This window comes from Pseudoponticoccus marisrubri (assembly GCF_001482405.1).
GTDB classification, from domain to species: Bacteria; Pseudomonadota; Alphaproteobacteria; order Rhodobacterales; family Rhodobacteraceae; genus Pseudoponticoccus; species Pseudoponticoccus marisrubri.
This window is the reverse complement of the sequence record NZ_LPXO01000009.1, coordinates 35,379-60,433: the sequence shown is the minus strand read 5'-3', so window position 1 is coordinate 60,433 and position 25,055 is coordinate 35,379. Positions and strand designations below refer to the sequence as shown.

Here is a 25,055-nt window from a genome sequence, read left to right as displayed (position 1 = left end):
GCAAGTGTTACAGCATGACCGATACGCAGGCACAGTTGGAACAGGCATTGGACCGGATCGTCACGGCGATCGACCGGGGCAGTTCCGTGTCCGTTTCGGTGCAGCTGCGCGGCGCGATCGAGTTCGGCATCGCCAATGGCGACCTGCCCGCGGGCGCGCGCCTGCCCTCGGTGCGCGGCATGGCGGCGCGCTGCGGGCTGTCGCCCGTCACCGTCAGCGGCGTCTATTCCACCCTGCAGGAGGCCGGCCATATCGAGGCGCGGGTCGGTTCGGGCACCTTCGTCAGCGGCGCCGCGCCGGCGCGCGCGGCTGGCGGTGCACGGTTGCGCCTGCTCGACCGCAAGATCGCCGAGCTGGTCAGGTTGGGGCGCGAATGCGGCATCGGCCCGGCCGAGCTCGCGCTGCGCCTGTCCATGGCCCGGCCCGAAAGCGGCGCGCCGATGCGGCTGCTGATGGTGGGCAATTTCCACGACGCGACCGAAGCCTATGCCGCCGCGATCCGCCCCTGCCTGGACGAGGGCGACACGATCCGGGCCGCCACCCTGTCCGAGATCGCCGAGGCACCGCCCGAGGATGTCGAGATGATCGTCGCGCCGCACACGCTGCGCCCGCAGGTGCAGGCGCTGTTTCCCGACCGCCCGGTTTTCGACCTGACCCTGATCCCGAACGAGGCGACGCGCGTCGCGCTGGCCTCGATCCCGACCGAGGCGCGGGTGGTGGGCTATACCTATTTCCCCGAATTCCTGACCATCATGAAGGCGGGCATCATGCGCTTCGCCCCACATGTGCCCGAGGTGGCCATGGTGGTGCGCGGCGAGGAGGGGGCCGAGCGCGCGCTGGCCCGGGCCGACGTGCTGATCTACGCCACCGGGGCCGAGTACCTGCTGCGCGACATCCCCGAGGGGCTGACCGCCTTCGAGTACCGCCACACCCCCGACAACCAGTCCGTCCGGCGCGACCTGCTGCCCGCCATCGAGGTGGCCCGCGCCAAGCTGAAGAAGAAGGAACCCGTGACGTGAGAATTGCCGAGATGAACTGGTTCGAGGTGGAGCGCTACCTCGAGACCGACGACCGCTGCGTTCTGCCGCTGGGCTCGACCGAGCAGCATGCCTATCTCTCGCTCTCGGTGGATTCGATCCTGTCCGAGAAGGTCGGCGCCGATGCGGCCGACCCGCTGGGCGTGCCGGTGTTCCCGGCCATACCCTACGGGCTGACCCCCTATTTCATGGATTTCCCCGGCAGCGTCTCGCTGCGGCTGACCACCTATGCGGCGCTGGTGCGCGACGTGCTGGATTCGCTCTACAAGACCGGGTTCCGCCGGGTGCTGATCGTCAACGGCCATGGCGGCAACAGCCCAGTGCAACCCGCCACGATGGAGTGGATGGAGGACAATCCCGGCGCCCGCTGCCGCTTTCACGACTGGTGGCGCGCGCCGCAGACCTGGGCCTGCGTGCAGGAGATCGACCCGGTGGCCAGCCATGCCAGCTGGATGGAGAACTTCCCCTGGACGCGGCTGCCCGGCCGGACGCAGCCCGATGAGCAGAAGCCCTTCGTGCCCTTCGACCGGCTGCGCGACCGCAATGCCGCCGCGGTGCGGCAGTTGGTGGGCGACGGCAATTATGGCGGCGACTACCAGAAGCCCGACGAGGTGATGGACCGGCTGTGGTCCACCGCCGTGGCCGAGACCCGCGCCCTGCTGGAAGGCGACTGGGCATGACCACGCTGATCTGGGGCGCCGGCGCGATCGGCGGCATCCTCGGCGCCTATCTTGCCCGGGCGGGGCACGACGTGCACATGGTCGACATCGTGGCCGAACATGTCGCCGCCATGTCCGGCCCCGGCCTGCAGATCGAGGGCCCGGTCGAGGCATTCACCCAGGTCCTGCCGGCCTCGACCCCGGACACGCTGCGCGGGCAATTCGACCGCATCATCCTTGCCGTCAAGGCGCATCACACCGAGGCCGCACTGGACCAGCTGCTGCCCCATCTCGCCCCCGGCGGGCATGTTGTCTCGGCCCAGAACGGGCTGAATGAGAAGGTGATCGCCGCGCGGATCGGGGCCGAGAAGACCGTCGGCTGCTTCGTCAATTACGGCGCCGACTGGCTGGAGCCGGGCCGCATCCTTTATGGCAACCGCGCCGCCGTCGCGGTGGGCGAGCTGGACGGAACGCTGACCGAGCGCGCGCGCGAGATCCACGCGATGTTGCGCGTGGTCGAACCCGACGCCGTGCTGACCGACAATATCTGGGGCTATCTCTGGGGCAAGATGGGCTATGGCGCGCTGCTCTTCTGCACCGCGCTGACGCCTGACAGCATGTCCGACGCCATGGCCCGCCCCGAGCATCGCGCCGCCTACCTGGCGCTGGGGCATGAGGTGATGGCGCTGGCCGCGGCCGAGGGCGTGTCGCCGCTGGGCTTCAACGGGTTCGACCCCGACGCCTTCCGCCTGCGCGACGCGCAGGGCATGCAGGTGGCGATGGAGCGGATGATCGCGCACAATCGCAAGACCGCCAAGACGCATTCCGGCATCTGGCGCGACCTCGCCGTGCGCAAACGCAAGACCGAGGTCGATGCGCAGATGGGCATCATGGTCGAGATCGCCGAGCGCCACGGGCTGCAGGTGCCGGTGCTGGTGCGCATGATCGAACTGATCCACGACATCGAGGCGGGACGGAGCGCGCAATCCGCCGACCTGGTCGACGAATTGGTGGCGGTATGCAGCTAGATCTTTCGGGACAGGTATTTGCCGTGACCGGGGCCGCGCAGGGCATCGGCGCGGCGATCTGCGCGCGGCTCGTCGCCTCGGGCGCCACGGTGGGCGCGGTGGATATCGACGCGGACGGCATGGCCGGGCTGGGCGGTGTCACGCGGCACGTGGCCGATCTGGGCAGCCGCGAGGGCGCCCATGCCGCCATGGCCGACGTGATCGGCGCGCATGGCCGGATCGACGGGCTGGTCTGCTCGGCCGGCGGCGTGCGCGGGCAGGTGGGCCGCCCGATCGAAGAGATCGACACGCCCGACTGGCAGGCGATCTTTCAGGCCAATGTCGATGCCGCCATGTGGTGCGCGCAGGCCGTGGCGCCGGGCATGAAGACCCGCGGCGCGGGGCGCATCGTCACCATCTCGTCCGGGGCGGGTCTGCGGCCCAGCCTGACCGGCATCCAGGCCTATGCCGCGGCCAAGCACGCGCTGGTCGGGCTGACCCGGCAGCTGGCGCTGGAGCTGGGCCCGGCGGGGATCACGGTGAACTCGGTCGCGCCGGGCTTCGTCATCTCGAACCCCTCCACCGCGAAACAGTGGGAGGCCTTCGGCCCCGAGAAACAGCAGGCCGTGCTGCAGGGCATCCACATGCGCCGGCTGGGCACGCCCGCCGACATCGCGGCGGCGGTCTGCTTCCTGGCCGCGCCGCAGGCGGGCTGGATCAGCGGACAGGTGCTGTCGGTTGACGGCGGCCACGCATGATCGGAGACAGGGACATCTTGAAACGACCCCGCGCGACCAAGCGGGCGGAAAGGCGGACATGACCGACAGACCCTACGCGCTGGCCCTGCATGGCGGCGCCGGAACCATCCTGAAATCCAAGATGACGCCCGAGCGCGAGGCGGCCTATCACGACGGCCTCGCCCGCGCGCTTGAGGCGGGCGAGGCGGTGCTGCGCGCCGGCGGCGCCGCGATGGACGCGGTGACGGAAGCGGTCTGCGCGTTGGAGGACGAGCCGCTGTTCAACGCGGGGCGCGGTGCGGTCTACACCACCGAGGGCCAGCAAGAGATGGATGCCTGCGTGATGGACGGGTCCGATCGGCGCGCAGGCGCCGTGGCCGGCATCTTCGGGCCGAAGAACCCGATCCGGCTGGCCCGCGCGGTGATGGAGCGTACGCCGCATGTCTGCCTGATCGGTCCCAACGCGCTGGAGCTGGCGCGCGAGGCCGGGCTGGCGTTCGGCGACCGCGACTATTTCTTCACTCAGCCGCGCTGGGATTCGTTGCAGCGCACGCTGGAGATGCGCGCCCGCGGCGAGGATGACGACGACCCCGCGCGGCGCCACGGCACCGTGGGCGCGGTGGCCTGTGACCGGGCGGGCAACCTCGCGGCGGCGACCTCGACCGGCGGGATGACCGCCAAGCTGCCGGGCCGGGTGGGCGACACGCCGATCCCCGGCGCGGGCACATTCGCCGACAACGCCACCTGCGCGGTCTCGGGCACGGGCCATGGCGAGGTTTTCATCCGCTGGAGCGCCGGGGCCGAGATCGGCGCGCGGATGCGCCACCTGGGCGAGACGCTGGACCAGGCGGCGCACCACGTGGTGATGCAGGACCTCGCGCCCAATGACGGCTCGGGCGGGGTGGTCGCGGTGGATGCGCAGGGCAACCTGTCGCTGCCCTTCAACTGCGAGGGCATGTACCGCGCCAGCGTGCGCGAGGGCGCGGCCCCGCTGACGGCGATCTACGAGGAGAGCTGAGCGGGGCAGGGGGGCGCGTCAGCGCCCGCCGCTGATCTCGACGATGGTGCCCGAGACATAGGCCGCTTCGTCCGACATCAGCCAGGCGACGGTGCGCGCGACCTCCTCGGGGGTGCCGGTGCGGCCCAGCGGCACGGCGGTGCCCGCGGTCTTCAACCGCTCGCCCCGGCCGGCCGCGGCGTGCAGCCCGGTCTCGATCAAACCCGGCGCCACGGCGTTGACGCGGATGCCCTGCGGCCCGGCCTCGCGTGCCAGTCCGATGCAGAGCGTGTCCACCGCCCCCTTGCTGGCGGCGTAGTGGATCCACTCGCCGCCGCCGCCCAGCTTGGCGGCCCGGCTGGACATCAGCACGATGGCGCCGCCCTGCGGCAGGACGGCCAGCGCCGTCTGCGCGGTCAGGAAACTGCCCGCCACGTTGACCTCCAGCACGCGGCGCAGATCCGCCGGCGCCAGCTCGGACAGGGTGCAGGCCGGGCCGGTGATCCCGGCATTGACGAAGACGCCGCCCGGCGCGCCGAAGCGCTGAACGCATGTGTCGAACAGTGCGGCGATGGCGTCCGGATCGGCGGCGTCACCCTTGCAGGCCAGGGCCTGACCGCCATCCGCAGAGACGCGCGCGACCAGATCCTCGGCCGCAGCGTCGTCCGAGCCGTAGGAGAAGACCACCGGGTGGCCGCGCCCGGCCATGAGCGCGACCGTGGCCGCGCCGATGCCCCGGCTGCCGCCGGTGACGACGACCGGGAAGGTCTCAGAACGCGACATTCTCGGCCCCTTTCAGGTCCAGCATCTGGCGCGCCTCGTCCGGCGTGGCCACCTCGAGGCTGAGCCCCTGCAGCAGCTCGCGCGCCTTGCGCACCTGGTCGGCATTGCTCTCGGCCAGCTTGCCCGGCGAGATCCAGAGCGAATCCTCCAGCCCGACGCGCACGTTGCCGCCCTGTGCCGCGGCCTGCGCGGCCACGTTCATCTGGTTGCGCCCCGCGCCCAGCACCGACCAGACATAGTCGTCGCCGAACAGCCGGTCGGCGGTGCGCTTCATGTGGGCCACGTCCTCGGGATGGGCGCCGATCCCGCCCAGAAGGCCAAAGACCGTCTGGACAAGGAAGGGCGGCTTGGCCAGGCCCCGGTCGACGAAATGCGCCAGGTTGTAGAGATGCGAGGTGTCGTAGCACTCGAACTCGAACCGCGTGCCATTGGCATTGCCGGTCTCGAGGATGTGCTGGATGTCGTTGAACGTGTTCTTGAATACCAGGTCGCGGCTGTTCTCGAGATGCTGGCGCTCCCAGTCATGCGTGAACTCGGTGAAGCGGTTCAGCATCGGGTAGAGCCCGAAATTCATCGAGCCCATGTTGAGCGAGGCGACCTCGGGCTTGAGCTCGGCCGCCGGGCGCATCCGTTCCTCGACGCTCATATGCGGCGAGCCGCCGGTGGTCAGGTTCAGCACCGCCCCGGTGGCCTGCTTGAGCTGCGGCAGGAAGGCGCGGAAGCGGTCGGGATCCTGCGTCGGCTTGCCGGTCTCGGGGTCGCGCGCGTGCAGGTGCAGGATCGTGGCGCCGGCCTCGGCCGCGGCCAGGCTGTCGGCAATGATCTCCTGCGGGGTGACGGGCAGGTGGGGCGACATGGATGGCGTGTGGATGGCGCCGGTGACAGCGCAGCTGATGATGACCTTGCGGGTGGGTTTCGCCATGGTCGTGTCTCCAATCAGGTTTATTGGCGGGCCTTGCCGCGCAGGAATTGCATGAGCGCCATCAGGCGAGAGTCGCGCCGGGCCTGGGCCTGCGGGATCTCGTCCAGCGGCAGCGCCGCGCGGCGGTCTGCCTCGACTCGTTCCAGCGCCGGCCCGGTCCAGTCGGCGGGGTCGCGCTGGCTGGGGGCCATGGTCTCGTAGATGCCGGCATAGCGGGTGACGTAGTCGCGCACGCCGCCGGGGGCGTTCAGGTCGATGGTCTCGAACGGGCCCATCAGCGCCCAGCGGGGGGCCAGCCCCTCGCGGATGCCGATATCCACGTCCTCGGGCGAGGCGATGCCCTGCTCGACCAGCCGGAAGGCCTCCTGCAGCAGCGCGCCCTGCAGGCGGTTCATCAGGAAGCCGTCCACCTCGCGCTGCATGCGGATCGGGGTCTGGCCGATGCGCTCCATCAGGGTCGCGGTGCGTTCGACCACCTGCGCGTCGGTCCAGGGCGCGGGCACCACCTCGACTGCGGGGATCAGGCTGGGCGGGTTGATCGGATGCGCCACGACGCAGCGATGCCGGCCTTTCAGCTCCTCGGTGAATTTCGAGGGCAGCAGCGCCGAGGTCGAACTGGCCAGCACCGCGTCGGCGGGCGCCAGCGCGTCGAGCTCGGCCCAGACCGGCAGCTTGATCTCGAGCCGCTCGGGCACGTTCTCCTGCACATGGGCCACGCCGTCCAGCGCATCGGCAAGGTCCGTGGCGACGCGGATGCGGCCGGTCACGTCCTCGGGCGTGGCGCCCAGCAGCATGTCCACGCCGTGCATCTCTTCGGCCATCTCGCGGATGCGGGCGGGGGCGGCCTCGGCCACGCCGGGCGTGGCGTCATACATCGCCACGTCACAGCCGCCGCGGGCGAAGGACACCGCCCAGGCGCAGCCGATCAACCCGCTGCCGACGATGGCAATCCTTGTCGTCGCCATCACAGGGTCTCCACGTTGCCGCAGACGCTGAGCGCCTGGCCCGAGATGTTGGCCCCGCCCGGGCTGGCGAGGAACAGGCAGGTGGCGGCGATGTCCTCGGCCGTCACCATGCGGCGCAGCGAGACCTTGGCGAGGTACTGCTCGCGCATTTCCTCGAAGGAGACGCCAACCTGGTCGGCCCGGGCCTGGATCACGCGGTCGATGCGCGGGCCCTTGACGATGCCGGGCAGGATGGCATTGGCGCGCACGCCCTCGGGGCCCAGCTCGGCCGCGAGGCTCTTGGCCAGCCCCACCACGCCCCATTTCGAGGCGGCATAGGGCGTGCGGAAGGCATAGGGCAGACGCCCCGCGACCGAGGCCATGGCGATGAAGCTGCCACGGCTGGCCTTCAGCTCGGCCTCGCCGAAGCGGGCGGCCAGGTAGGCGCCGCGCAGGTTCACCTCGAGGCACTGGTCCCACTCGGCCTGGCTGATCTGGCCGACATTGGCGGTGGGCCCGGCGACGCCGGCATTGGCGATCACCACGTCCAGCCCGCCCAGATGCTCGCGTGCGGCGTCGAACAGCGCATGGGTCTGAGCCTCGTCCGAGGCATCGGCCACGCTGCCGGTGATCGCGCCGCCGGTGACGGATTTCACCGCCTCGGCATCCACGTCCGAGATATGGACCCGGGCGCCGGTCTCGGCAAAGCCGCGGGCGATGGCCTGCCCGATGCCGCCGGCCCCGGCGGTGATCAGGACGCGCAGTCCCTTGGGGGGCGTCAGGGACGCAAGGATGCTCATGGGGTGGTCTCCTCCCTCTGGTCTTGGTCCGGCCGGATCCCGGCCGATCGTCTGGTGCGGCCCGTCAGCCGGTGCGCGGGCGCGGTGTTTCGGGCGGTTCCGCCAACCGGGCGCGGATGCCCTGGGCGGCGGTTTCGATATCGCCCACGATGGCGGCGCGCAGCCCGGCCGCGTTGCGCGCGGCCAGCGCCTGCAGCGCGTCGTCATGGTAGCCCATCGAGGTCGCCATGTGCTGGTGGTCGGGCACGCTGTTGCGGATCGCCGGGCCCACGGTCAGCCACAGCCGCCGGATCATGCTGAGCAGCAGCGGCCATTGCGCGGCGCGGTAGATTCCGTCGTGAAAGGCGGCATTGGCGGCAAGGTAGCGGTCGGTCTCGACGCCCTGCGCGGCGGTGGTCAGCTCGGCATGCAGGGTGCGCACGCGGTCGAGGTCTGGCTCGGTCACCTGCTGGGCGGCGCGCTCGCCCGCCATGCCCTCGAGGTTGACGCGGATCGCGGTGATCTCGTCGAAATCCTCGGGCGTCAGCACGCGGACGCGCAGGGTGCGGCTGCTGGTCAGCTCCAGCGCGCCCTCGGCGGTCAGCCGGGTCAGCGCCTCGCGCACGGGCATCGCGCTGACACCCAGCTCCTGCGCCATGCCGCGGGTCGAGAGCACCTGTCCCGGCAGGTAGGACCCCGAGACCAGCCCGTCGAACACACGGTCATAGATCTGCTGCTGCAGGCTGTCGCGTTTCAGGGGCGCTGCGCCGGTTGCCGGACCGGTAACAGAATCACCTTGCATTGCCACGCCCTTCAGTTATCGTTGATCTGCGATCGCAGTTTGCGCCCGGCAGGCCGAGGAGTCAAGCCAGCCACGGCGCCAGCCATCGCAACCGGCCCCCGGTCCGGGGGCACGAATCAAACCGTCCGGCGGGCAGACAGGCCCCGCGCGGGCAATCTGGGAGGATCAGATTTGAAAACCGTAGCGACCCTTTCGACGGCCTTCGCGCTGGCCACCACCAGCCTGGCGCAGGCCGAGACGCTGGATGTTGCCAGCACCTTCCCCAAGAACATGCCGTTCCTGGGCGAGGGCGCCGAGGTCCTGGCCGAGAACATCGCCACCGCCACGGGCGGCGAGGTCGAGCTGCGCGTGCACGGCGCGGGCGATCTTGTGCCGGCGCTGGAAGTGCTCAACCAGGTCAGCTCGGGCGCGATCCCGGCGGGCTGGGACTTCATGGGCTACTGGGGCGGCACGATCCCCGTCGCGGGTCTGGCCGGCGCCATGCCCTTCGGCCCGGGCCCGGACCTGTTCACCGGCTGGATGTGGGAAGGCGGCGGCATGGAGATCGTCCAGCAGGCCTACACGCCGCTGAACATCAAGATGCTGCCCTGCCACGTCACCGCGCCGGAACCGGGCGGCTGGTTCAACACCGAGATCAACTCGGTCGAGGACCTGCAGGGCCTGCGCATGCGGATCTCGGGCATGGGCGGCCAGGTGCTCAACAAGCTTGGCGCCTCGACCCAGCTGATCCCCGGCGGCGAGCTCTACGTGGCGCTGGAACGCGGCCGCATCGACGCGACCGAGTTCTCGCTGCCCGTGGTGGACAAGTCGCTGGGCTTTGCCGAGATCGCCAAGTACTACTACTTCCCCGGTTGGCACCAGCCGGCCAGCTGGAACACGCTGATCATCAACATGGATGTCTGGGACGGCTTCGGCGAAGAGGTGCAGGACCAGATCATGGCCGCCTGCAAGGCCACCGTGACCTGGTCGCTGGCCGCCGCGCCGGAACCGCAGGGCGCCATCATCGACGAATTCCGGGCACAGGGCGTCGAGACCAAGCGCTTCCCCGACGAGGTGCTTGACGCGCTGCGCGAGGCCTCGGTCGAAGTGCTCGAGGAAGCGGCCGCGAACGACCCGATCGCCGGCGAGGCCTACGAGTCGATCAAGGCCTACATGGCCAAGGCCGAGATCTGGGACGATCTCCAGCAAATCCCGTCGGGCGACTGATAGTCCCATGCAGACTTCGCGTTCCTCACTGGAGCGCGTCGGTCATGCGCTCGTTGCGGCGGGCGCATGGCCAGGACGCGCCGCGGCCTGGCTCCTGCTGCCGATGATCGCGCTGGTGCTGGCCGCCGTGATCGGCTCGGTGCTCCAGGTCGGCCAGATCGCCACATGGCAGACCGATCTGCCGCTGTTCGGCGACGAGCTGACCCTGAACGGGCTGGCCGAGCTGCAATGGCACCTGCTGGCCATCATCATCATGCTGGGCATGTCCTATGCCCTGGCGCAGGACAAGCATGTCCGCGTCGACATGATCTACAGCCATCTCGGGCCGCGCACCCGCGCGGTGCTGGACCTTCTGGGAGACGTGGTCTTCCTGCTGCCCTTCTGCGTCATCATCGGCTGGCTCAGCCTGAGCTTCGTCGAGTTCTCGTACAACACGGGCGAGAAATCCGATTACGGCGGGCTCGTCGACCGCTACCTGGTCAAGGCCTTCCTGCCGATCGGCTTCGTCTTCCTCGGGATCACCGGCATCGGGCGCATCCTTGTCCATATCGGCCGGATCCTGTCCCCCGCCGCCGCCAAGGAGACCCCAAATGGCTGAATACGCACTGCCGCTGTCGATGGTCGCGGTGCTGATCCTAGGGATCTTCACCGGCTACCCGGTCGCCTTCGTGCTGGCCGGGGTCGGCATTCTCTTCACCTTCATCGGCGACGTGCCGCTGGTGTTCCTCAACACCGTCTCGTCGCGGATCTTCACCGGCACGCTGACCAACTGGCTGATGCTGGCCGTGCCGCTCTTCGTCTTCATGGGGCTGATGCTGGAGAAATCCAACATCGCCAAGAACCTCCTTCTGTCGCTGGAGAAGATGTTCGCGCAGCGCCCCGGCGGGCTGGCCCTGTCGGTGACCATCGTGGGCGTCGTCATGGCGGCCTCGACCGGCATCATCGGCGCCTCGGTCGTCATGCTGGGCCTGATGGCGCTGCCGGTGATGATCAAGCAGAACTACTCGATGCCGCTGGCCGCGGGCACGATCTGCTCGGCCGGGACGCTGGGCATCCTGATCCCGCCCTCGATCATGCTGGTGCTGGTGGGCGACATCCTGTCGATCTCGATCGGCGACCTGTTCATGGGCGCGATCCTGCCCGGCGTGGTGCTGGGCGGGCTCTATGCCGCCTATATCCTGATCTCGACCTGGCTCGACCCGTCCAAGGCGCCGCCCGCGCAGAAGGCCGACCCGGTGCCGACCGGCGAGCTGATGTTCACCCTGCTGAAACATCTCGTGGCGCCGGTGCTGCTGATCCTGGGCGTGCTGGGCTCGATCGTGGCGGGCGTCGCCACGCCGACCGAGGCCGCGGCCATCGGCGCGCTGGGGGCCACGGTGCTGGCCGCCGTGATGGGCCAGCTGACCCGCAAGAACCTTGTGGAATGCGTGCAGGAAACCGCGCTGACCAGCGCCATGATCCTGTCCGTCGCCATCGGCGCCACCGTCTTTTCCGCGATCTTCAAGCGGGTGGGCGGCGATTACATGATCGAGGACGCGGTGCTGGCCATCGCCTCGGGGCCCTACCAGACCCTGTTCCTGATCATGGCGCTGATCTTCGTGCTGGGCTTCTTCCTGGAATGGATCGAGATCTCCTACGTGGTGCTGCCGCTCTTCGCGCCGATCATCGCGGGGCTGGATTTCGGGCTGGGCAATTCCGGCATCACCCTGACCTGGTTCGCGGTTCTGGTGGCGGTGAACCTGCAGACCTCCTTCCTGACGCCACCGTTCGGCTATGCGCTGTTCTATCTGCGCGGCATCGCCCCGCCCGAGCTGCGCATCACCGACATCTATCGTGGCATCATCCCCTTCGTGCTGATCCAGATCACGGGGTTGGGCCTGTGCATCCTGTTCCCGGCGCTGGTGCTCTGGCTGCCCACCGCCATCGCCAACTGAGGGAGAGCCCATGTCCGATCTCTTCGACCTGCAGGGCCGCCGGGTCACCGTCACCGGCGGCACCAGCGGCATCGGCCAAGCCATCGCGCGCGCCTTCCTGGAGGCCGGCGCGCGGGTGATCATCACTGGCCGCTCCGAGACGCGCGGGGCCGAGGCCGCCACGGCGCTGGCCCCTTTGGGCGAGGTGCATTTCGTGCAGGGCGATGCCGGCTCCGAGGAGGATGCCGCGCGGCTCGAGATGGCGGTGACCGAGCGGCTGGGCGGGCTCGACGTGCTGGTCTGCGCGGCGGGCACCAACCGGCGCATGGCGCCGCAGGACCTCAGCGTCGCCGACTGGGACGCGGTGCAGGATGCCAACCTGAAATCGGTCTTCCTGACCTGCCGCGCGCTCTACCCCCTGCTGAAGGAGGGCGGCGACGGGCGCATCATCACCGTCGGCTCGATGATGTCGGTGCTGGCGAACGAGGCCAGCAGCGCCTATGCCGCGGCCAAGGGCGGGGTGGTGCAGTTCACCCGCAGCCTGGCGGTGTCCTGGGCGCCGGACGGGATCCGGGCCAACAGCCTGCTGCCCGGCTGGATCGACACGCCGCTGACCCGGCAGGCCCGGCAGGACATTCCGGGGCTGGACGACCGGGTGACCGGGCGCACGCCGCTGGGCCGCTGGGGCACGCCGGAGGAGATGGCTGGCACGGTGCTGTTCCTTGCCGCGCCGGCCTCGCGTTTCGTGACCGGTGCCGCGATCCCCGTGGATGGCGGCTATCTGATGCGCGGCTAGGCCCGCGCGCAACAGGGAAGACACAGACATGACCGACCACAGCTCCCGCCTGCCGGGTTTCGCACAGGCCAGCCGCGCCGAGCGGCTGGGGATCCTCGCCGACCGGCTGGGCGGCAATGCCGAGGCGCTGAGCCTGCTGGACCAGCCCGGCCCGATTGACCCGGGCCTTGTCGACCGGCTGATCGAGAACGCCATCGGCGTGATGCCGGTGCCGCTGGGCCTGGCCACCAACATGATCGTCGATGGTGACGAGATGCTGGTGCCGATGGCGACCGAGGAAAGCTCGGTCATCGCGGCGGTCTGCAACTCGGCCAAGCGCTGCCGCGACACCGGCGGATTTCACACCTCCTATGCCGGCTCGCTGACCATCGCGCAGGTGCAGCTCTGCGGGCTGAGCGATCCGCGCAATGCCCGCGCGCAGATCCTTGGCCGCGAGGACGAGATCCGCGCCATCTGCGACGAGACAGACCCGCAGCTGACCGAGCTGGGCGGGGGCCTGCGCGAGATCGAAGTGCGTCTGGTGCCGGCGCGCTCGGGCACAATGGTGGTGGTGCATCTGGTGGTGGACACGCTGGACGCGATGGGCGCCAATGCCGTCAACACCATGGCCGAACGCGTCGCCCCGGTGCTGGCCGAATGGACCGGCGCGCGGCCCCTGCTGCGCATCCTGTCCAACCTCGCCGACCGGCGGCTGACCCGGGCGCGCGCCGTCTGGCCGGCCGAGCAGATCGGCGGGCCGGAGGTGGTCGAGGCGATGCTGCTGGGCGCCGAGCTGGCCGAGGCCGATCCCTACCGCGCCGCGACCCACAACAAGGGCATCATGAACGGCGTCTCGGCCGTGGTGCTGGCCACCGGCAACGACACCCGCGCCATCGAGGCCGGCGCCCATGCCTTTGCCGCGCAATCGGGCCAATACGGCCCGCTCACCCATTGGGAGTGCACCGCCGCAGGCGATCTGGCCGGCACGATCGAGCTGCCGCTGTCGCTGGGCATCGTGGGCGGCGCGACACGGGTGCACCCGGTGGCGCAGCTCTGCCTCAAGATCCTTGGCGCCGACAGCGCCGAGCGGCTGTCGCGGATCACCGCGGCGGTCGGGCTGGCGCAGAATTTCGGCGCGCTGCGGGCGCTGGCGACCGACGGCATCCAGAAGGGCCACATGGCGCTGCACGCGCAGAACGTGGCCATCACCGCCGGCGCCACGGGCGACGAGATCGAACAGGTCGCCGCCACGCTGCGCACCCATGGCCGCGTCTCCGAAGCCGAGGCGCGCAAGGCGCTGGCGGCGCTGCGGCAGGGTTGAGCCCCGGGCCGGGCCTCAGCTCCGCCCGGCCTGCCAGCGCTCGAAATCGCGCTGCGCGGCTTCCAGCGTCTCGATGTTGAGCGTGCGCGTGACCAGCGCCCGGTTGAGCGCGCGCACCCGCTTGTTCAGCGCCACGCCTTCGGCGGTCTCGTCATCCACGCCCAGCTTGTCGTAAAGCGCCAGCAGCCGGTTCTGCACGGTGCGCAGCGACATGCCGCGGCGCTCGGCGATCAGCCGGTCCTGAAGCCCGATGGCAAGGTCCAGCAGCACGGCGTATTCGCTGTCATCCAGCGCCGTGCGCGGGCTGGCACTGCGTTTCTGCAGGCGGTGGATCTCGCGGTCGACCATGATCTGCCCCTCGACCAGCACGGCGCGCAGGGCCAGTTTCAGCCGGTCGCGCGGCGCGGTCTTGAGCACGTAGCCATAGGCGCTGTCCTCGGGCACGATGCCCGCGATGCCCCGCAGGTAGGCCTCGTCGGCATAGTTCGACCAGAACAGGATGCGCGTCTCGGGCCGCTCGGTCCACAGGGTGCGGGCGGCCTCGATGCCGTTGCGATGCGCCATGCGCAGGTCCATCACCACCGCCTCGATGCCGATGGCGCGGGCCTCCTTCTCGGCCTCGTCGCCGCGCAACGCGTGGTAGATCTCGGTTACCTCGGGCAGCGCCTCGGCCAGCGTGTCCTCCATGTAGGAGGCGTGGAACTGGTCATCCTCGACCAGAAGCACCTTCATGGCGCGCCCTCCAGCGCGACCCGCACCGTCGTGCCGCCACCGCCCGTCACCTCGAGCGCGGCCGAGATCAGCCGCGCCCGGGTGCGCATGTGGGCCAGCCCCGATTGCCGCGCGGGGTTCAGCGGGATGCCGCGCCCGTCGTCCCGGATCGTCACGCAAAGCTCGCCCGGCGCGGGCGCCGCGACGGTGACCGCGATGCGCGTCGCCCCGGCATGGCGCACGGCATTGTTGATCGCCTCCTGCGTGATGCGGAACAGCGCGGTGCGCACGGTCGGGTCCAGCCGGTCCGGCGCGCCCTGCGTGCCATCCTCGACCGACAGCGCGATCTCGGCCCCGCCGGCGGCCCGGTCCAGATGCACCCGCACCGCGTGGGCAAAGCCGAACAGCTCCAGCAGCGTGGGCACGGCAGTGTCGATGATGCGGCGCAGGTCGTCGATGGTCTGGCGCAGCCGCCGGGCCAGGTCGTCCCGGGGCAGGGGGGTGTCGCCGGTCGCTTCGCGCAGCAGGCGCGACAGGTCGGCCAGGGTCTGGTCATGCAGGTCCATGCCGACGCGCTGGCGTTCCTGCTCCAGCGCCTGGGTCAGCTCCAGCGCGCCGCGGCGCAGCCCCTCCTCGCCGGCCTGTCCGGCCTCGCTGACCCGCGCGCTGCGCCGTGTCCGTTCGGCCAGGTGCAGCGCGTGCACATGCGGCGCCAGCCGGTCGGCGATCCGCTGGGCGCGCGCCACGGTGTCCGTGTCATAGAGCCCGCGCTCGGAATGCGAGACGTTGAGCGTGCCGATGGTGCGCCCCGCGACGCACATCAGCACGTTGACCCGGCTGCGCAGCGCGTGGTTCAGGATCGGCTCGCAGGAGGCGCCGGGATAGGTGTAACGCGGATCGCAGGTCGCATCATCGGTCAGCATGTGGTCGCAGCGGCCCAGCAGCAGGTCGCGGATCGGCGCATGATCGACCCGCCCCGAGGCGCGCGACCAGCGCGTGCGGATCCCCACCTCGTAGCTGACCACCCAGCCGGGCCGGTCCAGCAGGCACAGATCGGCATGGGTGAAGGGGATGACGCTGGCGATCTCGCCGGCCACCGCCTCGAGCGCGCGGGTGACATCCGTGCGCGCGGCCAGCCGCGCCGAGATGCGGTCATAGACGTCGTCGGGCGACGCGTGGGTCAGGGTGTCGGGCATGGCTCCTCCGGCGACGCGCGGCGCCCCGCCTTGCGCGTCCCTGCAACTCTGCCCGCGCTTTGCAGGAAAGGAAACACCCTCACCCGCAGCTCTGTTGCGGGTTCCCGCATCATTTCTGCGGTCGGCTGCCTTTACAGGGAGCCCCGGCCCGTATCACCATTCGCCCAGTCCGGAGCGGCCAACCGCCCGCGACACCAGGAGAGCGCGGCGACGCGCGAGGGAGGAGACATCATGAAACGGCTTTTTCTGGGCGCGGCGACGCTGGCCCTGATGACGGGTGCCGCGCAGGCGGGATCGCATCTGCAGGACACCTCCGACAAGCGCATCGCGCTGTCCAACAACTATGCCGGCAATTCCTGGCGCCAGGCGATGCTGGCGACCTGGGAAGAGACCGCCGAACAGGCGGTGGCCGATGGCGTGGTGGCCGCCGCCGACGCCTATACCACCTCCGAGAACCAGGCGACCGAGCAGGCCGCGCAGATCCAGAACATGATCCTGCAAGGCTATGACGCGATCGTGCTGAATGCCGCCTCGCCCACGGCGCTGAATGGCGCGGTGAAAGAGGCCTGCGATGCCGGCGTCACCGTGGTCAGCTTCGACGGCATCGTGACCGAGCCCTGCGCCTGGCGCATCGCGGTGGATTTCGCCGCCATGGGCAAGGAAGAGGTCGACTACCTCGCCACGCGCCTGCCCGAGGGCGGCAACCTGCTGGAAATCCGCGGGCTGGCCGGGGTCTTCGTCGATGACGAGATCTCCAAGGGCATCCACGAGGGCGTGGCCGAGCATGACCAGTTCGAGATTGTCGGTTCGGTGCATGGCGACTGGGCGCAGGACGTGGCGCAGAAGGCCGTGGCCGGCATCCTGCCCTCGCTGCCCGAGATCGCGGGCGTGGTGACGCAGGGCGGCGACGGCTATGGCGCGGCGCAGGCCTTTGACGCGGCCGGCCGGCCGACGCCGCTGATCGTGCTGGGCAACCGCCAGGACGAGCTGCAATGGTGGGCCGAGCAGCGCGACGCCAACGGCTACGAGACGCTGTCGCTGTCCATCGCGCCGGGCGTGGCCTCGCTGGCCTTCTGGGTCGCCCAGCAGGTGCTGGCGGGCGAAGAGGTGCCCAAGGACCTGACCGTGCCCTTCCTGAAGATCACGCAGGACACGCTGGACGAGGCGCTGGCCAGCACGCCCGAGGGATCGGTGGCGAACGTGTCCTATGCGCTGGAAGACGCGCAAGAGGTGATCGCCGCGGCCAAGTAAGGCCCCGGCCTGGCCCCGTGCGCGTCGCCCACCGGCGCGCGCGGGGCGCCCTGCGAGCAGACGAGGCGGACATGACGCAGAACGCAAACGCCCCGGTCGTGACCCTGACCGAGGCGGCCAAGCATTTCGGCGCGGTCCGCGCGCTGGACGGGGTCGACCTGTCCGTGGCGCCCGGCGACTGCGTCGGGCTGGTGGGCCATAACGGCGCGGGAAAATCCACGCTGGTCAACCTGATCAACGGCAGTTTCGCCCCCAGCTCGGGGCAGGTCGCCTTTCCGGGCGGCGCCGCGGGCGTGCGCTCGGTCTTCCAGGAGCTGTCGCTCTGCCCCAATCTGACGGTGGCCGAGAACCTGCGCATCTCGCATCCCGGGCTGAAGGGCCCCGGCTGGCGTCGCCCCGCCCGGGCCGAAATATGCGCCGCGCTGGACGCGGTCTTTCCCGGCCACGGCATCGCGGCCGATGCCGAGGTCGACACGCTGTCCATCGCCGAGCGCCAGATGGTCGAGATCGCCATCGGCTTTGCCCCGCGCGGCGGGCAGGCCCGGCTGGTGATCCTCGACGAGCCGACCAGCGCGCTGGATGCCGGCATCGCCGACCAGCTGCTGGCGCATGTGAAACGCTTCTGCGCACAGGGTGGCGCGGTGATCTTCATCTCGCACATGCTGGGCGAGATCTTCGAGGTCGCCACACGGATCGTGGTGCTCAAGGATGGCCGCATCGTGGCCGAGCGCCCGGCCGCGGGCTTTACCCGGCAGGGGCTGGTCGATGCCATGGGCCATGTCGCCACCGAAGAGGCCGCGCGCGAGGCCGAGAGCCGCCCGCCGCCCGGCGCGGTGGTGATTGCCGCCGAGGGGATCGAAGCGCGGCGTGGCGAGATCGTCGGGCTGTCGGGGCTGGCCGGGCACGGGCAGGCGGCGGCGCTGGCGCGGCTCTACCTGTCGCAAAGCTCGGACTGGCGGGCAGGCCGCGCGCCGCGCGCGGTCTTCGTCGCCGGGGACCGTCCGCGCGACGGGGTGCTGCCGCTTTGGTCGATCCTGCGCAACATAACCGCCTCGATTCTGCCGCGCGACGCACGCCGGGGCATGGTCGACCGAGACCGCGAACGCACCGTCGCCGAGGAGTGGAAGCGCCGCATCGGCATCCGCACCGATGACCTGTCCAACCCGATCCTGTCGCTGTCGGGCGGCAACCAGCAGAAGGTGCTCTTCGCCCGCGCGCTGGCCTCGGACGCGCCGGTGGTGGTGATGGACGATCCCATGCGCGGCGTCGACGTGGGCACGAAACAGGATGTCTATGCCATGATCCGCGCCGAGGCCGCCGCCGGGCGCACCTTCCTGTGGTACTCGACCGAGACCGAGGAGGTCTGCCAGTGCGACCGGGTCTTCGTCTTCCGCAACCACGCTATCAGCGCCGAGCTGGCGGGCGACCAGATCACCGAGGAACGCATCCTGCAGGCCTCGTTCGAGATGCAGGAGGCGTCATGAGCTTTCTCGCCCGGCACCGCATCGTGCTGCCCGTGGTCTCGCTGGCGGTGCTGCTGGCGCTGACCTTCTGGATGCAGCCCCGCGCGATGAGCTATTTCGGCCTGAACCTGCTGTTCAACCTGGCCGTGCCGATCGCGCTGGCCACCATCGCGCAGATGATGATCATCATGGTCAACGACATCGACCTGTCGGTGGGCGCCTTCGTCAGCCTGGTGGCTTGCGTCACCGCCACCTTCCTCAACGATGCGCCGCTGCTGGGGCTGCTGATCCTGGCGGCGCTGATCCTGTCCTATGCCGCGATGGGTGCTGTGATCCACGCGCTGGCGCTGCCGGCCATCGTGGTGACGCTGGGCATGTCCTTCGTCTGGGGCGGGCTGGCGCTGTTCATCCTGCCCACACCGGGCGGGGCCGCGCCGGGCTGGCTGCGCACGCTGATGACGGTCAAGCCGCCGGTCATGCCCATGGCGGTGGTGGCCGCCATCCTGATCGCTGCGGTCACCCACCTGCTGGTGATCCGCTCGGGCATCGGCACGGTGCTGCGCGGGGTGGGGGGCAACAGCCGATCTGTCGCGCGGGCGGGCTGGAACGTGACCGCGCTCAAGGCGCTGGCCTACGGGCTGGCGGGGCTGTTCGGCGTGCTGGCGGGCATGGCGCTGGTGGGGCTGACCACCTCGGCCGATGCCAATATCGCGCTGCGCTACACGCTTCTGTCGATCGCCGGGGTGATCCTGGGCGGCGGCGAGTTCACCGGCGGCAAGGTCAGCCCGACCGGCGCGGTGATCGGCGCGCTGACCCTGACGCTGGCGGCCTCGTTCCTGTCCTTCATGCGCCTGTCGCCCGACTGGCAGATCGGCGCGCAGGGCGCGATCCTGATCCTGGTGCTGACCGCCCGGCTGGTCTTTGCGCGGCGCGGAGGTGCGGCATGACCCTGCTGCAACGTCTTTCACGGCCCTGGATCTGGGCCTGGCTGGCGGCCGCGCTGGCCTTTGCCGCCACGCTGGGGCTGACCTCGGGGCGCGGCGCGGGCGAGCTGGCCTATGCCGCGCTCAGCTTCGGCGCCTTCGCCGCCATCGTCGGCATGGGCCAGATGCTGGTCATCACGCTGGGGCCGGGCAATGTCGACCTGTCGATCCCGGCCACCATGACGCTGGCCGCCACGCTGGCGCTGAAGGTCATGAGCACCGATCCCGGCACCGCGCTGCTGGGGCTGGGCGTGGCGCTGGCCGTGGGCCTTGGCACGGGGCTGGCCAATTTCGCGCTGATCTTCCTGCTGCGCCTGCCGCCGATCATCGCCACGCTGGCCGCGTCGCTGATCTACCAGAGCCTGGCCATCTGGTCGAACCGTGGCCTGCGCATCAAGCCGCCGCCCGGGTTGGCCGATTTCGCCACCGGCCGCTTCCTGGGCCTGCCCAACGTGGCCTGGGTCGGGCTGGCGCTGGCACTCATCGTCTGGGTCGTGCTGGAACGCTCGGTCTGGGGGCGCTGGCTGCTGGCGGCGGGGCAGAACCTGCGCGCCGCGCGGCTGGCCGGCATGCCGGTCGAGGCGGTGCGCGCCGCGGCCTATGTCACCGTCGCCGTCTTTGCCGCGCTGGCGGGCTATCTTCTGGCCAGCTTCTCGGGGGGGGCGGCGCTGAACATGGGGCAGGAATACCTGCTGATGTCCATCGCCGTGGTGGTGATCGGCGGCACCTCGATCGCGGGGGGCAATTCCAACGTGCCCGGCGTCTGGGGCGCGGCGCTGTTCATGTTCCTCGTCGTCTCGATGCTCAACAGCTACGGCGCTGGGGCAGGCGTGCGCAACGTCCTGACCGGCACCATCATCATCGCAATCGTCATCGCCGCCAGCACGAGGAGGCCCGGAGCATGATTACCCCCCCGCCGCATCTGGACATCCGCGACGACCGGTTCCGGGCGCTCGTGCACCCGATGTCCCGGCTCGACCGCATCGCCGAGGGCTTCACCTGGACCGAGGGGCCGGTCTGGTTCGGCGACCGCGACTGCCTGCTGTTCTCGGACATCCCCTCGCGCCGGATCCTGAGCTGGTCCGAGGCGACCGGCACCAGCACCTACCGCGCCGAGAGCGGCTTCAACAACGGCAACACCCGCGACCGGCAGGGCCGGCTGGTGGGCTGCCGCCACGGCGCGCGCGACGTGGTGCGGACCGAGCCCGACGGACGGCTGACCGTGCTGGCCGACCGTTTCGAGGGGAAGCGCCTGAACTCGCCCAATGACGTGGTGGTCAGCGCCGACGGGGCGGTCTGGTTCACCGACCCCACCTACGGCATCATCTCGGATTTCGAGGGCTATCGCGCCGAGCCCGAACAGGCCGCGCGCAATGTCTTTCGCCTCTCGCCCGAGGGTGACCTGAGCGTGGTGGTCGATGATTTCACCCAGCCCAACGGGCTGTGCTTTTCGCCCGACGAGTCGCTGCTCTACATCGCCGAAAGCGGGTCGAGCCATGACGATTCCGTGCCCTCCGTGATCCGGGTCTTTGGCGTCGACGGCGGTCGGCTGGAGGATCGCGGCGTCTTTGCCACGATCGACACCGGCCTGCCCGACGGGATGCGCTGCGACACCCACGGCAACCTGTGGTCCTCGGCCGCTGACGGGGTGCATTGCTTTGCCCCCGACGGCACGCTGTTGGGCAAGATCCTGGTGTCCGAAATCGTCTCGAACCTCTGTTTCGGCGGGCCGGACGGGCACCGGATGTTCATCACCGCCACGACCTCGGTCTACCGCGTCTTCGTCGATGCCATCGGGGCCGAGCCCTGGACCCGCGGCCACCTGGACTGACCCCCGCGCCTATTCGGCGACCGAGACCTTGGTGCCCCAGGACCGGCAGAGCGCGGCCAGGTCCGGGGGCAGGGCCATGTCGGTGAAGAAGGCGTCGACATCTGCCAGCGAGGCGATGCGCGCCGGCGCGCTGCGGGTCAGCTTGGTCTGGTCCGCCACAAGGAAGGTCTGGCGCGACTGGCGCAGGATCGCCTTGCTGACGCCGACCTCCTGGATGTCGAAATCCAGCAGGTCGCCCTCGTGGTCGAGCGCCGAGCAGCCGATCACCGCGAGGTCGAACTTGAACTGCATGATCGTCTCGGTCGCGAGGTTGCCGACCAGCCCGCCATCGGCGCGGCGCAGCTGCCCGCCGGTCAGGATCACGTCGCAGCTGGCATTGGCCGCCAGGATGTTGGCCACGTTCATGTTGTTGGTCACCACCATCAGGCTTTCATGGTGCAACAGCTCCTTGGCGACCGCCTCGGTCGAGGTGCCGATGCTGAGAAACAGCGAGATGTTGGCCGGGATTTCGGCGGCGCAGGCGCGCGCGATGGCGCTCTTGGCGGCCGATTTCAGCGAGCGGCGTTCCTCGTAGCCGATATTCGTGGTGCCCGAGGGCAGCACCGCGCCGCCATGCACCCGCTCCAGCCGGCCGGCCTCGGAGAGGTCGGTCAGGTCGCGGCGGATGGTCTGCAACGTGACCCCGAAATGCTCGGCCAGCTTCTCGACCGTGACCTTGCCCTCGCGGCGCGCGATCTCGAGGATCTCGGGATGGCGGAAAGTCTGCGACATGCGGCGGCCTTTCGGTCTGGCGCGCCGGCGGCTGCGTCTTGCGGCGCGGTTCCTTTCGCATCTTGGGCCGGAAGCGAACGCAAAGGCAATCAAAAACGCGGATTCGCGCAGGTTTCGCCCGCGGGCGCGCGGGCGCGCGTTCGGTTTTTGGCGAGATCCCGGCGCATACCGCGCCATACGAAAACGAACGAAAACAATTCTTGCAATGGGCGCGGCGGCACGACATAAATCACGCATCGACGCGCCTGGAGGAGAATCGCGTGGAACACCCATCGGACACAGCGCCGGTCGACCTGTTCGTCATCGGCGGCGGCATCAATGGCTGCGGCATCGCCCGCGACGCCACGGGGCGCGGCCTGTCGGTCGCGCTGGCCGAGATGAACGACCTCGCTTCGGCGACCTCGTCATCCTCGACCAAGCTGTTCCATGGCGGTCTGCGCTACCTCGAATATTTCGAGTTCCGGCTGGTGCGCGAGGCGCTGATCGAGCGCGAGGTGCTGCTGAAGGCGATGCCGCATATCAGCTGGCCCATGCGATTTGTCCTTCCTTATCATAAGGATATGCGGTTCGAATCCGACACGCCGACCTCCAAGTTGCTGGGGCTGGTGATGCCCTGGATGAAGGGGCGGCGGCCGGCCTGGCTGATCCGTTTGGGCCTGTTCATGTATGACCACCTGGGCGGTCGCAAGATCCTGCCCGGCACCTCGACCGTCGACCTGAAGGGGTCGAAGGAAGGCGCGCCGCTGCAGGACCGCTTTGCCAAGGCCTATGAATATTCCGATTGCTGGGTCGAGGATTCGCGGCTGGTCGTGCTGAACGCCCGCGACGCCGAGGCGCGCGGCGCGCAAATCATGACGCGCACCGAGGTGCTCAGCGCCACCAGCGAGAACGGCCTGTGGCGCATCGAAACGCGCAATACCGAAAACGACACGCGCCAGACCTTTCACGCCCGGATGCTGGTCAATGCCGGCGGGCCCTGGGTGGGCGACATCATCCAGACCAAGGTGCGGCTGAACTCGCGCGAGGGCGTGCGGCTGGTGCGCGGCAGCCATATCGTGACCCGCAAGCTCTATGACCACGACAAGTGCTACTTCTTCCAGGGCACCGACGGGCGGATCATCTTCGCGATCCCCTACGAGACCGATTTCACCCTGATCGGCACCACCGATGCCGAGCATGACGATCCATCGAAGAAACCCGTCTGTACGCCCGAGGAACAGGATTACCTGCTGAATTTCGCCAGCCAGTATTTCAAGCAGGACCTGACCCGCGACGACGTGGTCTGGACCTATTCCGGCGTGCGCCCGCTCTATGATGACGGCGCCACCAGCGCCACGGCGGCGACGCGCGACTACACGCTGAAAGTGGATACCAGCGCCGGCGCGCCGGTGCTCAACGTCTTCGGCGGCAAGATCACCACCTATCGCCGGCTGGCCGAAAGCGCGCTGGAGAAGATCTCCGAGACGCTGGGCGTCTCCAAGGGGCCGTGGACCGCGGGCGTGCCACTGCCCGGCGGCGATTTCCCGGTGGACGGGGTGCAGCGCATGGTTGACGACCTGCGCGGCCGCTTCCCCTTCCTGACCGAATTCTGGGCGCTGCGCCTTGTGCGGGCCTATGGCACCGAGGCCGAGGGCATCCTGGGCATCGCCGCGACGGCCGAGGACCTGGGCGAGGATTTCGGCGCCACGCTGACCGCGGCCGAGGTCGACTGGCTGATGCGGTACGAATACGCGCGCACGGCCGAGGACGTGGTCTGGCGGCGCAACAAGCTGGGCCTGCGGCTGACGGAAGAACAGGTCGCCACGCTGGACGACTGGATGGCGCGGCATCGCCCGACAATCTCCGCCGCGGCGGAATGAGGAGGACCCCGGCATGACGCTGGAGCTGAAAGGCGTGTCCAAGGTGGTGGACGGGCAGACCCATATCCACCCGACGGACCTGACCCTGGACAAGGGCACGATGAACGTGCTGCTGGGCCCGACCCTGTCGGGCAAGACCTCGCTGATGCGGCTGATGGCCGGGCTGGACGCGCCCGCCACGGGCCAAGTGATCTGGAACGGCGAGGACGTGACCGGCCAGCGCGTGCAGGACCGCAAGGTGGCCATGGTCTACCAGCAGTTCATCAACTACCCGTCAATGACCGTCTATGACAACATCGCCTCGCCCATGAAGCTTCTGGGCGTGGACAAGGCCGAGATCGACCGCCGTGTGCGCGAGACGGCCGAGCTGATGAAGCTGACCCCGATGCTGGAACGCAAACCGCTGGAGCTGTCGGGTGGCCAACAGCAGCGCTGCGCGCTGGCGCGTGCGCTGGTCAAGAATGCGGGGCTCGTGCTGCTGGACGAGCCGCTGGCGAACCTCGACTACAAGTTGCGCGAGGAGCTGCGCGTCGAGATCCCCAAGATCTTCGAGGCCTCGGGCAGCATCTTCGTCTATGCCACGACCGAACCCGAAGAGGCGCTTCTGCTGGGCGGCAATGTCGCCTGCCTGTGGGAGGGTCGGATCACCCAGTTCGGGCCCACGCCCTCGGTCTATCGCCAGCCGGTCGACGCCACCACGGCACGCGTGTTCAGCGATCCGCCGATGAACTTCCTGAAGATCACCAAGTCGGGCGACCGGATCTCGTTCGGGGACGGGCAGAGCGCGCCCGCCGCGGGACAGCTGGCGGCTCTGGACGATGGCCGCTACACCGCCGGTTTCCGGCCCAACCATCTGGAGATCGGGCAGCACGCGCCCGACGCGATGGAGTTCCGCGCCACGCTGAGCGTGACCGAGCTGACCGGCTCCGAGACCTTCGTGCATCTCGACCATCACGGCGAGCGCTGGGTCGGGCTGATCCACGGCGTACACGATCTCGAGATCGGCGCGGGGCTGAGCGTCTGGCTGGACCCGCGCCATGTCTACATCTTCGGCGAGGACGGCACGCTGGTCGCGCCCGCCGCCTACGCGCTGGCGGCCTGAGGGGGG

The 25,055-nt window shown here is 69.6% G+C and carries 25 protein-coding genes; 17 read left to right on the top strand and 8 right to left on the bottom strand.

From position 1 onward, the window contains the following. Positions 1 to 14: 14 nt before the first annotated feature. From AVJ23_RS14640 to AVJ23_RS14620, 5 genes are read left to right on the top strand one after another with little or no spacing between them, the layout of a single operon-like run. On the top strand, positions 15 to 1,019 hold the full coding sequence (locus AVJ23_RS14640) for a GntR family transcriptional regulator (protein ID WP_240484663.1): 1,005 nt from the start codon (positions 15 to 17) through the stop codon (positions 1,017 to 1,019). Further along, a complete protein-coding gene (locus tag AVJ23_RS14635) occupies positions 1,016 to 1,717 on the top strand; it encodes a creatininase family protein (RefSeq protein WP_058862957.1) in 702 nt (233 codons plus the stop codon). The genes AVJ23_RS14640 and AVJ23_RS14635 overlap by 4 nt, the downstream gene beginning before the upstream one ends. Further along, positions 1,714 to 2,724 (top strand): ketopantoate reductase family protein, encoded by a 1,011-nt coding sequence (locus AVJ23_RS14630; protein WP_058862956.1) that lies wholly within the window; start codon positions 1,714 to 1,716, stop codon positions 2,722 to 2,724. Before AVJ23_RS14635 ends, AVJ23_RS14630 begins: the two co-directional genes overlap by 4 nt. Further along, positions 2,715 to 3,461, top strand: coding sequence for an SDR family NAD(P)-dependent oxidoreductase (locus AVJ23_RS14625; RefSeq protein WP_058862955.1), 747 nt, complete (start codon positions 2,715 to 2,717; stop codon positions 3,459 to 3,461). The genes AVJ23_RS14630 and AVJ23_RS14625 overlap by 10 nt, the downstream gene beginning before the upstream one ends. A 58-nt stretch (positions 3,462 to 3,519) precedes the next feature. Then, positions 3,520 to 4,458 (top strand): isoaspartyl peptidase/L-asparaginase family protein, encoded by a 939-nt coding sequence (locus AVJ23_RS14620; protein WP_058862954.1) that lies wholly within the window; start codon positions 3,520 to 3,522, stop codon positions 4,456 to 4,458. 18 nt (positions 4,459 to 4,476) lie between these two features. Here AVJ23_RS14620 and AVJ23_RS14615 read toward each other — a convergent pair whose 3' ends face one another. From AVJ23_RS14615 to AVJ23_RS14595, 5 genes are all read right to left on the bottom strand, one after another. Beyond that, entirely contained in the window at positions 4,477 to 5,220 is a 744-nt protein-coding gene (locus AVJ23_RS14615) for an SDR family oxidoreductase (RefSeq protein WP_058862953.1), read from the bottom strand. Next, positions 5,207 to 6,142, bottom strand: a complete 936-nt coding sequence (kce, locus tag AVJ23_RS14610) for a 3,5-dioxohexanoate:acetyl-CoA acetone transferase (RefSeq protein ID WP_058862952.1) — start codon at positions 6,140 to 6,142, stop codon at positions 5,207 to 5,209. Before kce ends, AVJ23_RS14615 begins: the two co-directional genes overlap by 14 nt. 20 nt (positions 6,143 to 6,162) lie before the next feature. Then, positions 6,163 to 7,107, bottom strand: coding sequence for a 3-hydroxyacyl-CoA dehydrogenase (locus tag AVJ23_RS14605; protein ID WP_058862951.1), 945 nt, complete (start codon positions 7,105 to 7,107; stop codon positions 6,163 to 6,165). Continuing rightward, positions 7,107 to 7,886: an SDR family oxidoreductase gene (locus AVJ23_RS14600; RefSeq protein ID WP_058862950.1), complete on the bottom strand. Its 780-nt coding sequence runs from the start codon at positions 7,884 to 7,886 to the stop codon at positions 7,107 to 7,109. The genes AVJ23_RS14605 and AVJ23_RS14600 overlap by 1 nt, the downstream gene beginning before the upstream one ends. A gap of 64 nt (positions 7,887 to 7,950) precedes the next feature. Then, positions 7,951 to 8,667 (bottom strand): GntR family transcriptional regulator, encoded by a 717-nt coding sequence (locus AVJ23_RS14595; protein ID WP_058862949.1) that lies wholly within the window; start codon positions 8,665 to 8,667, stop codon positions 7,951 to 7,953. A gap of 171 nt (positions 8,668 to 8,838) precedes the next feature. On the opposite strand from AVJ23_RS14595, the gene AVJ23_RS14590 reads away from it, so the two are divergent. From AVJ23_RS14590 to AVJ23_RS14570, 5 genes are all read left to right on the top strand, one after another. Further along, positions 8,839 to 9,873 (top strand): TRAP transporter substrate-binding protein, encoded by a 1,035-nt coding sequence (locus AVJ23_RS14590; RefSeq protein ID WP_058862948.1) that lies wholly within the window; start codon positions 8,839 to 8,841, stop codon positions 9,871 to 9,873. A gap of 103 nt (positions 9,874 to 9,976) precedes the next feature. Continuing rightward, positions 9,977 to 10,471, top strand: a complete 495-nt coding sequence (locus tag AVJ23_RS14585) for a TRAP transporter small permease subunit (RefSeq protein ID WP_240484661.1) — start codon at positions 9,977 to 9,979, stop codon at positions 10,469 to 10,471. After that, entirely contained in the window at positions 10,464 to 11,807 is a 1,344-nt protein-coding gene (locus tag AVJ23_RS14580; protein WP_058862946.1) for a TRAP transporter large permease, read from the top strand. The genes AVJ23_RS14585 and AVJ23_RS14580 overlap by 8 nt, the downstream gene beginning before the upstream one ends. A gap of 10 nt (positions 11,808 to 11,817) precedes the next feature. Continuing rightward, positions 11,818 to 12,582, top strand: coding sequence for an SDR family NAD(P)-dependent oxidoreductase (locus AVJ23_RS14575; RefSeq protein WP_058862945.1), 765 nt, complete (start codon positions 11,818 to 11,820; stop codon positions 12,580 to 12,582). Between the two features lie 28 nt (positions 12,583 to 12,610). After that, the gene (locus tag AVJ23_RS14570; RefSeq protein ID WP_058862944.1) at positions 12,611 to 13,882 is read left to right on the top strand and encodes a hydroxymethylglutaryl-CoA reductase, degradative; all 1,272 of its coding nucleotides are present in this window, start codon (positions 12,611 to 12,613) and stop codon (positions 13,880 to 13,882) included. Positions 13,883 to 13,897: 15 nt separating this feature from the next. On the opposite strand, the gene AVJ23_RS14565 is transcribed toward AVJ23_RS14570, so the two are convergent. Beyond that, the gene (locus AVJ23_RS14565; protein ID WP_058862943.1) at positions 13,898 to 14,614 is read right to left on the bottom strand and encodes a response regulator transcription factor; all 717 of its coding nucleotides are present in this window, start codon (positions 14,612 to 14,614) and stop codon (positions 13,898 to 13,900) included. Beyond that, positions 14,611 to 15,789 carry a sensor histidine kinase gene (locus AVJ23_RS14560; RefSeq protein WP_058862942.1) on the bottom strand — a complete coding sequence of 393 codons (1,179 nt, stop codon included), beginning with the start codon at positions 15,787 to 15,789 and terminating at the stop codon, positions 14,611 to 14,613. The genes AVJ23_RS14565 and AVJ23_RS14560 overlap by 4 nt, the downstream gene beginning before the upstream one ends. Before the next feature lie 231 nt (positions 15,790 to 16,020). Here AVJ23_RS14560 and AVJ23_RS14555 point away from each other — a divergent pair, with 231 nt between their 5' ends. The 5 genes from AVJ23_RS14555 to AVJ23_RS14535 all read left to right on the top strand — a co-directional run bounded on the left by AVJ23_RS14555 (position 16,021) and on the right by AVJ23_RS14535 (position 21,317). After that, positions 16,021 to 17,040 (top strand): ABC transporter substrate-binding protein, encoded by a 1,020-nt coding sequence (locus AVJ23_RS14555; RefSeq protein ID WP_058862941.1) that lies wholly within the window; start codon positions 16,021 to 16,023, stop codon positions 17,038 to 17,040. A gap of 71 nt (positions 17,041 to 17,111) precedes the next feature. Further along, complete coding sequence (locus AVJ23_RS14550; protein ID WP_058862940.1) at positions 17,112 to 18,524, top strand: sugar ABC transporter ATP-binding protein; 1,413 nt, start codon at positions 17,112 to 17,114, stop codon at positions 18,522 to 18,524. Then, the gene (locus AVJ23_RS14545) at positions 18,521 to 19,450 is read left to right on the top strand and encodes an ABC transporter permease (protein WP_058862939.1); all 930 of its coding nucleotides are present in this window, start codon (positions 18,521 to 18,523) and stop codon (positions 19,448 to 19,450) included. The genes AVJ23_RS14550 and AVJ23_RS14545 overlap by 4 nt, the downstream gene beginning before the upstream one ends. Continuing rightward, the gene (locus tag AVJ23_RS14540) at positions 19,447 to 20,391 is read left to right on the top strand and encodes an ABC transporter permease (RefSeq protein WP_058862938.1); all 945 of its coding nucleotides are present in this window, start codon (positions 19,447 to 19,449) and stop codon (positions 20,389 to 20,391) included. Before AVJ23_RS14545 ends, AVJ23_RS14540 begins: the two co-directional genes overlap by 4 nt. Beyond that, entirely contained in the window at positions 20,388 to 21,317 is a 930-nt protein-coding gene (locus tag AVJ23_RS14535) for an SMP-30/gluconolactonase/LRE family protein (RefSeq protein ID WP_058862937.1), read from the top strand. The genes AVJ23_RS14540 and AVJ23_RS14535 overlap by 4 nt, the downstream gene beginning before the upstream one ends. A 9-nt stretch (positions 21,318 to 21,326) precedes the next feature. On the opposite strand, the gene AVJ23_RS14530 is transcribed toward AVJ23_RS14535, so the two are convergent. Next, positions 21,327 to 22,088 carry a DeoR/GlpR family DNA-binding transcription regulator gene (locus AVJ23_RS14530; RefSeq protein ID WP_058862936.1) on the bottom strand — a complete coding sequence of 254 codons (762 nt, stop codon included), beginning with the start codon at positions 22,086 to 22,088 and terminating at the stop codon, positions 21,327 to 21,329. Positions 22,089 to 22,348: 260 nt separating this feature from the next. On the opposite strand from AVJ23_RS14530, the gene glpD reads away from it, so the two are divergent. Both glpD and AVJ23_RS14520 read left to right on the top strand, forming a co-directional pair. Beyond that, a complete protein-coding gene (gene glpD / locus AVJ23_RS14525) occupies positions 22,349 to 23,947 on the top strand; it encodes a glycerol-3-phosphate dehydrogenase (RefSeq protein ID WP_058862935.1) in 1,599 nt (532 codons plus the stop codon). A 13-nt stretch (positions 23,948 to 23,960) separates the two neighbouring features. Further along, positions 23,961 to 25,049 (top strand): ABC transporter ATP-binding protein, encoded by a 1,089-nt coding sequence (locus AVJ23_RS14520; protein ID WP_058862934.1) that lies wholly within the window; start codon positions 23,961 to 23,963, stop codon positions 25,047 to 25,049. The last annotated feature ends 6 nt before the right edge of the window (positions 25,050 to 25,055 follow it).

Bases quoted from the DNA above. Each gene is read 5' to 3' on its own strand.
- AVJ23_RS14620 (WP_058862954.1), top strand. From the start codon at position 3,520: ATGACCGACAGACCCTACGCGCTGGCCCTGCATGGCGGCGCCGGAACC.
- AVJ23_RS14575 (WP_058862945.1), top strand. From the start codon at position 11,818: ATGTCCGATCTCTTCGACCTGCAGGGCCGCCGGGTCACCGTCACCGGC.
- AVJ23_RS14560 (WP_058862942.1), bottom strand. From the start codon at position 15,789: ATGCCCGACACCCTGACCCACGCGTCGCCCGACGACGTCTATGACCGC.
- AVJ23_RS14630 (WP_058862956.1), top strand. From the start codon at position 1,714: ATGACCACGCTGATCTGGGGCGCCGGCGCGATCGGCGGCATCCTCGGC.
- AVJ23_RS14550 (WP_058862940.1), top strand. From the start codon at position 17,112: ATGACGCAGAACGCAAACGCCCCGGTCGTGACCCTGACCGAGGCGGCC.
- AVJ23_RS14640 (WP_240484663.1), top strand. From the start codon at position 15: ATGACCGATACGCAGGCACAGTTGGAACAGGCATTGGACCGGATCGTC.
- AVJ23_RS14570 (WP_058862944.1), top strand. From the start codon at position 12,611: ATGACCGACCACAGCTCCCGCCTGCCGGGTTTCGCACAGGCCAGCCGC.
- AVJ23_RS14615 (WP_058862953.1), bottom strand. From the start codon at position 5,220: ATGTCGCGTTCTGAGACCTTCCCGGTCGTCGTCACCGGCGGCAGCCGG.
- AVJ23_RS14600 (WP_058862950.1), bottom strand. From the start codon at position 7,886: ATGAGCATCCTTGCGTCCCTGACGCCCCCCAAGGGACTGCGCGTCCTG.
- AVJ23_RS14565 (WP_058862943.1), bottom strand. From the start codon at position 14,614: ATGAAGGTGCTTCTGGTCGAGGATGACCAGTTCCACGCCTCCTACATG.
- AVJ23_RS14585 (WP_240484661.1), top strand. From the start codon at position 9,977: ATGATCGCGCTGGTGCTGGCCGCCGTGATCGGCTCGGTGCTCCAGGTC.
- AVJ23_RS14535 (WP_058862937.1), top strand. From the start codon at position 20,388: ATGATTACCCCCCCGCCGCATCTGGACATCCGCGACGACCGGTTCCGG.
- AVJ23_RS14580 (WP_058862946.1), top strand. From the start codon at position 10,464: ATGGCTGAATACGCACTGCCGCTGTCGATGGTCGCGGTGCTGATCCTA.
- kce (WP_058862952.1), bottom strand. From the start codon at position 6,142: ATGGCGAAACCCACCCGCAAGGTCATCATCAGCTGCGCTGTCACCGGC.
- AVJ23_RS14545 (WP_058862939.1), top strand. From the start codon at position 18,521: ATGAGCTTTCTCGCCCGGCACCGCATCGTGCTGCCCGTGGTCTCGCTG.
- AVJ23_RS14605 (WP_058862951.1), bottom strand. From the start codon at position 7,107: ATGGCGACGACAAGGATTGCCATCGTCGGCAGCGGGTTGATCGGCTGC.
- AVJ23_RS14595 (WP_058862949.1), bottom strand. From the start codon at position 8,667: ATGCAAGGTGATTCTGTTACCGGTCCGGCAACCGGCGCAGCGCCCCTG.
- AVJ23_RS14530 (WP_058862936.1), bottom strand. From the start codon at position 22,088: ATGTCGCAGACTTTCCGCCATCCCGAGATCCTCGAGATCGCGCGCCGC.
- AVJ23_RS14555 (WP_058862941.1), top strand. From the start codon at position 16,021: ATGAAACGGCTTTTTCTGGGCGCGGCGACGCTGGCCCTGATGACGGGT.
- AVJ23_RS14520 (WP_058862934.1), top strand. From the start codon at position 23,961: ATGACGCTGGAGCTGAAAGGCGTGTCCAAGGTGGTGGACGGGCAGACC.
- AVJ23_RS14540 (WP_058862938.1), top strand. From the start codon at position 19,447: ATGACCCTGCTGCAACGTCTTTCACGGCCCTGGATCTGGGCCTGGCTG.
- AVJ23_RS14625 (WP_058862955.1), top strand. From the start codon at position 2,715: ATGCAGCTAGATCTTTCGGGACAGGTATTTGCCGTGACCGGGGCCGCG.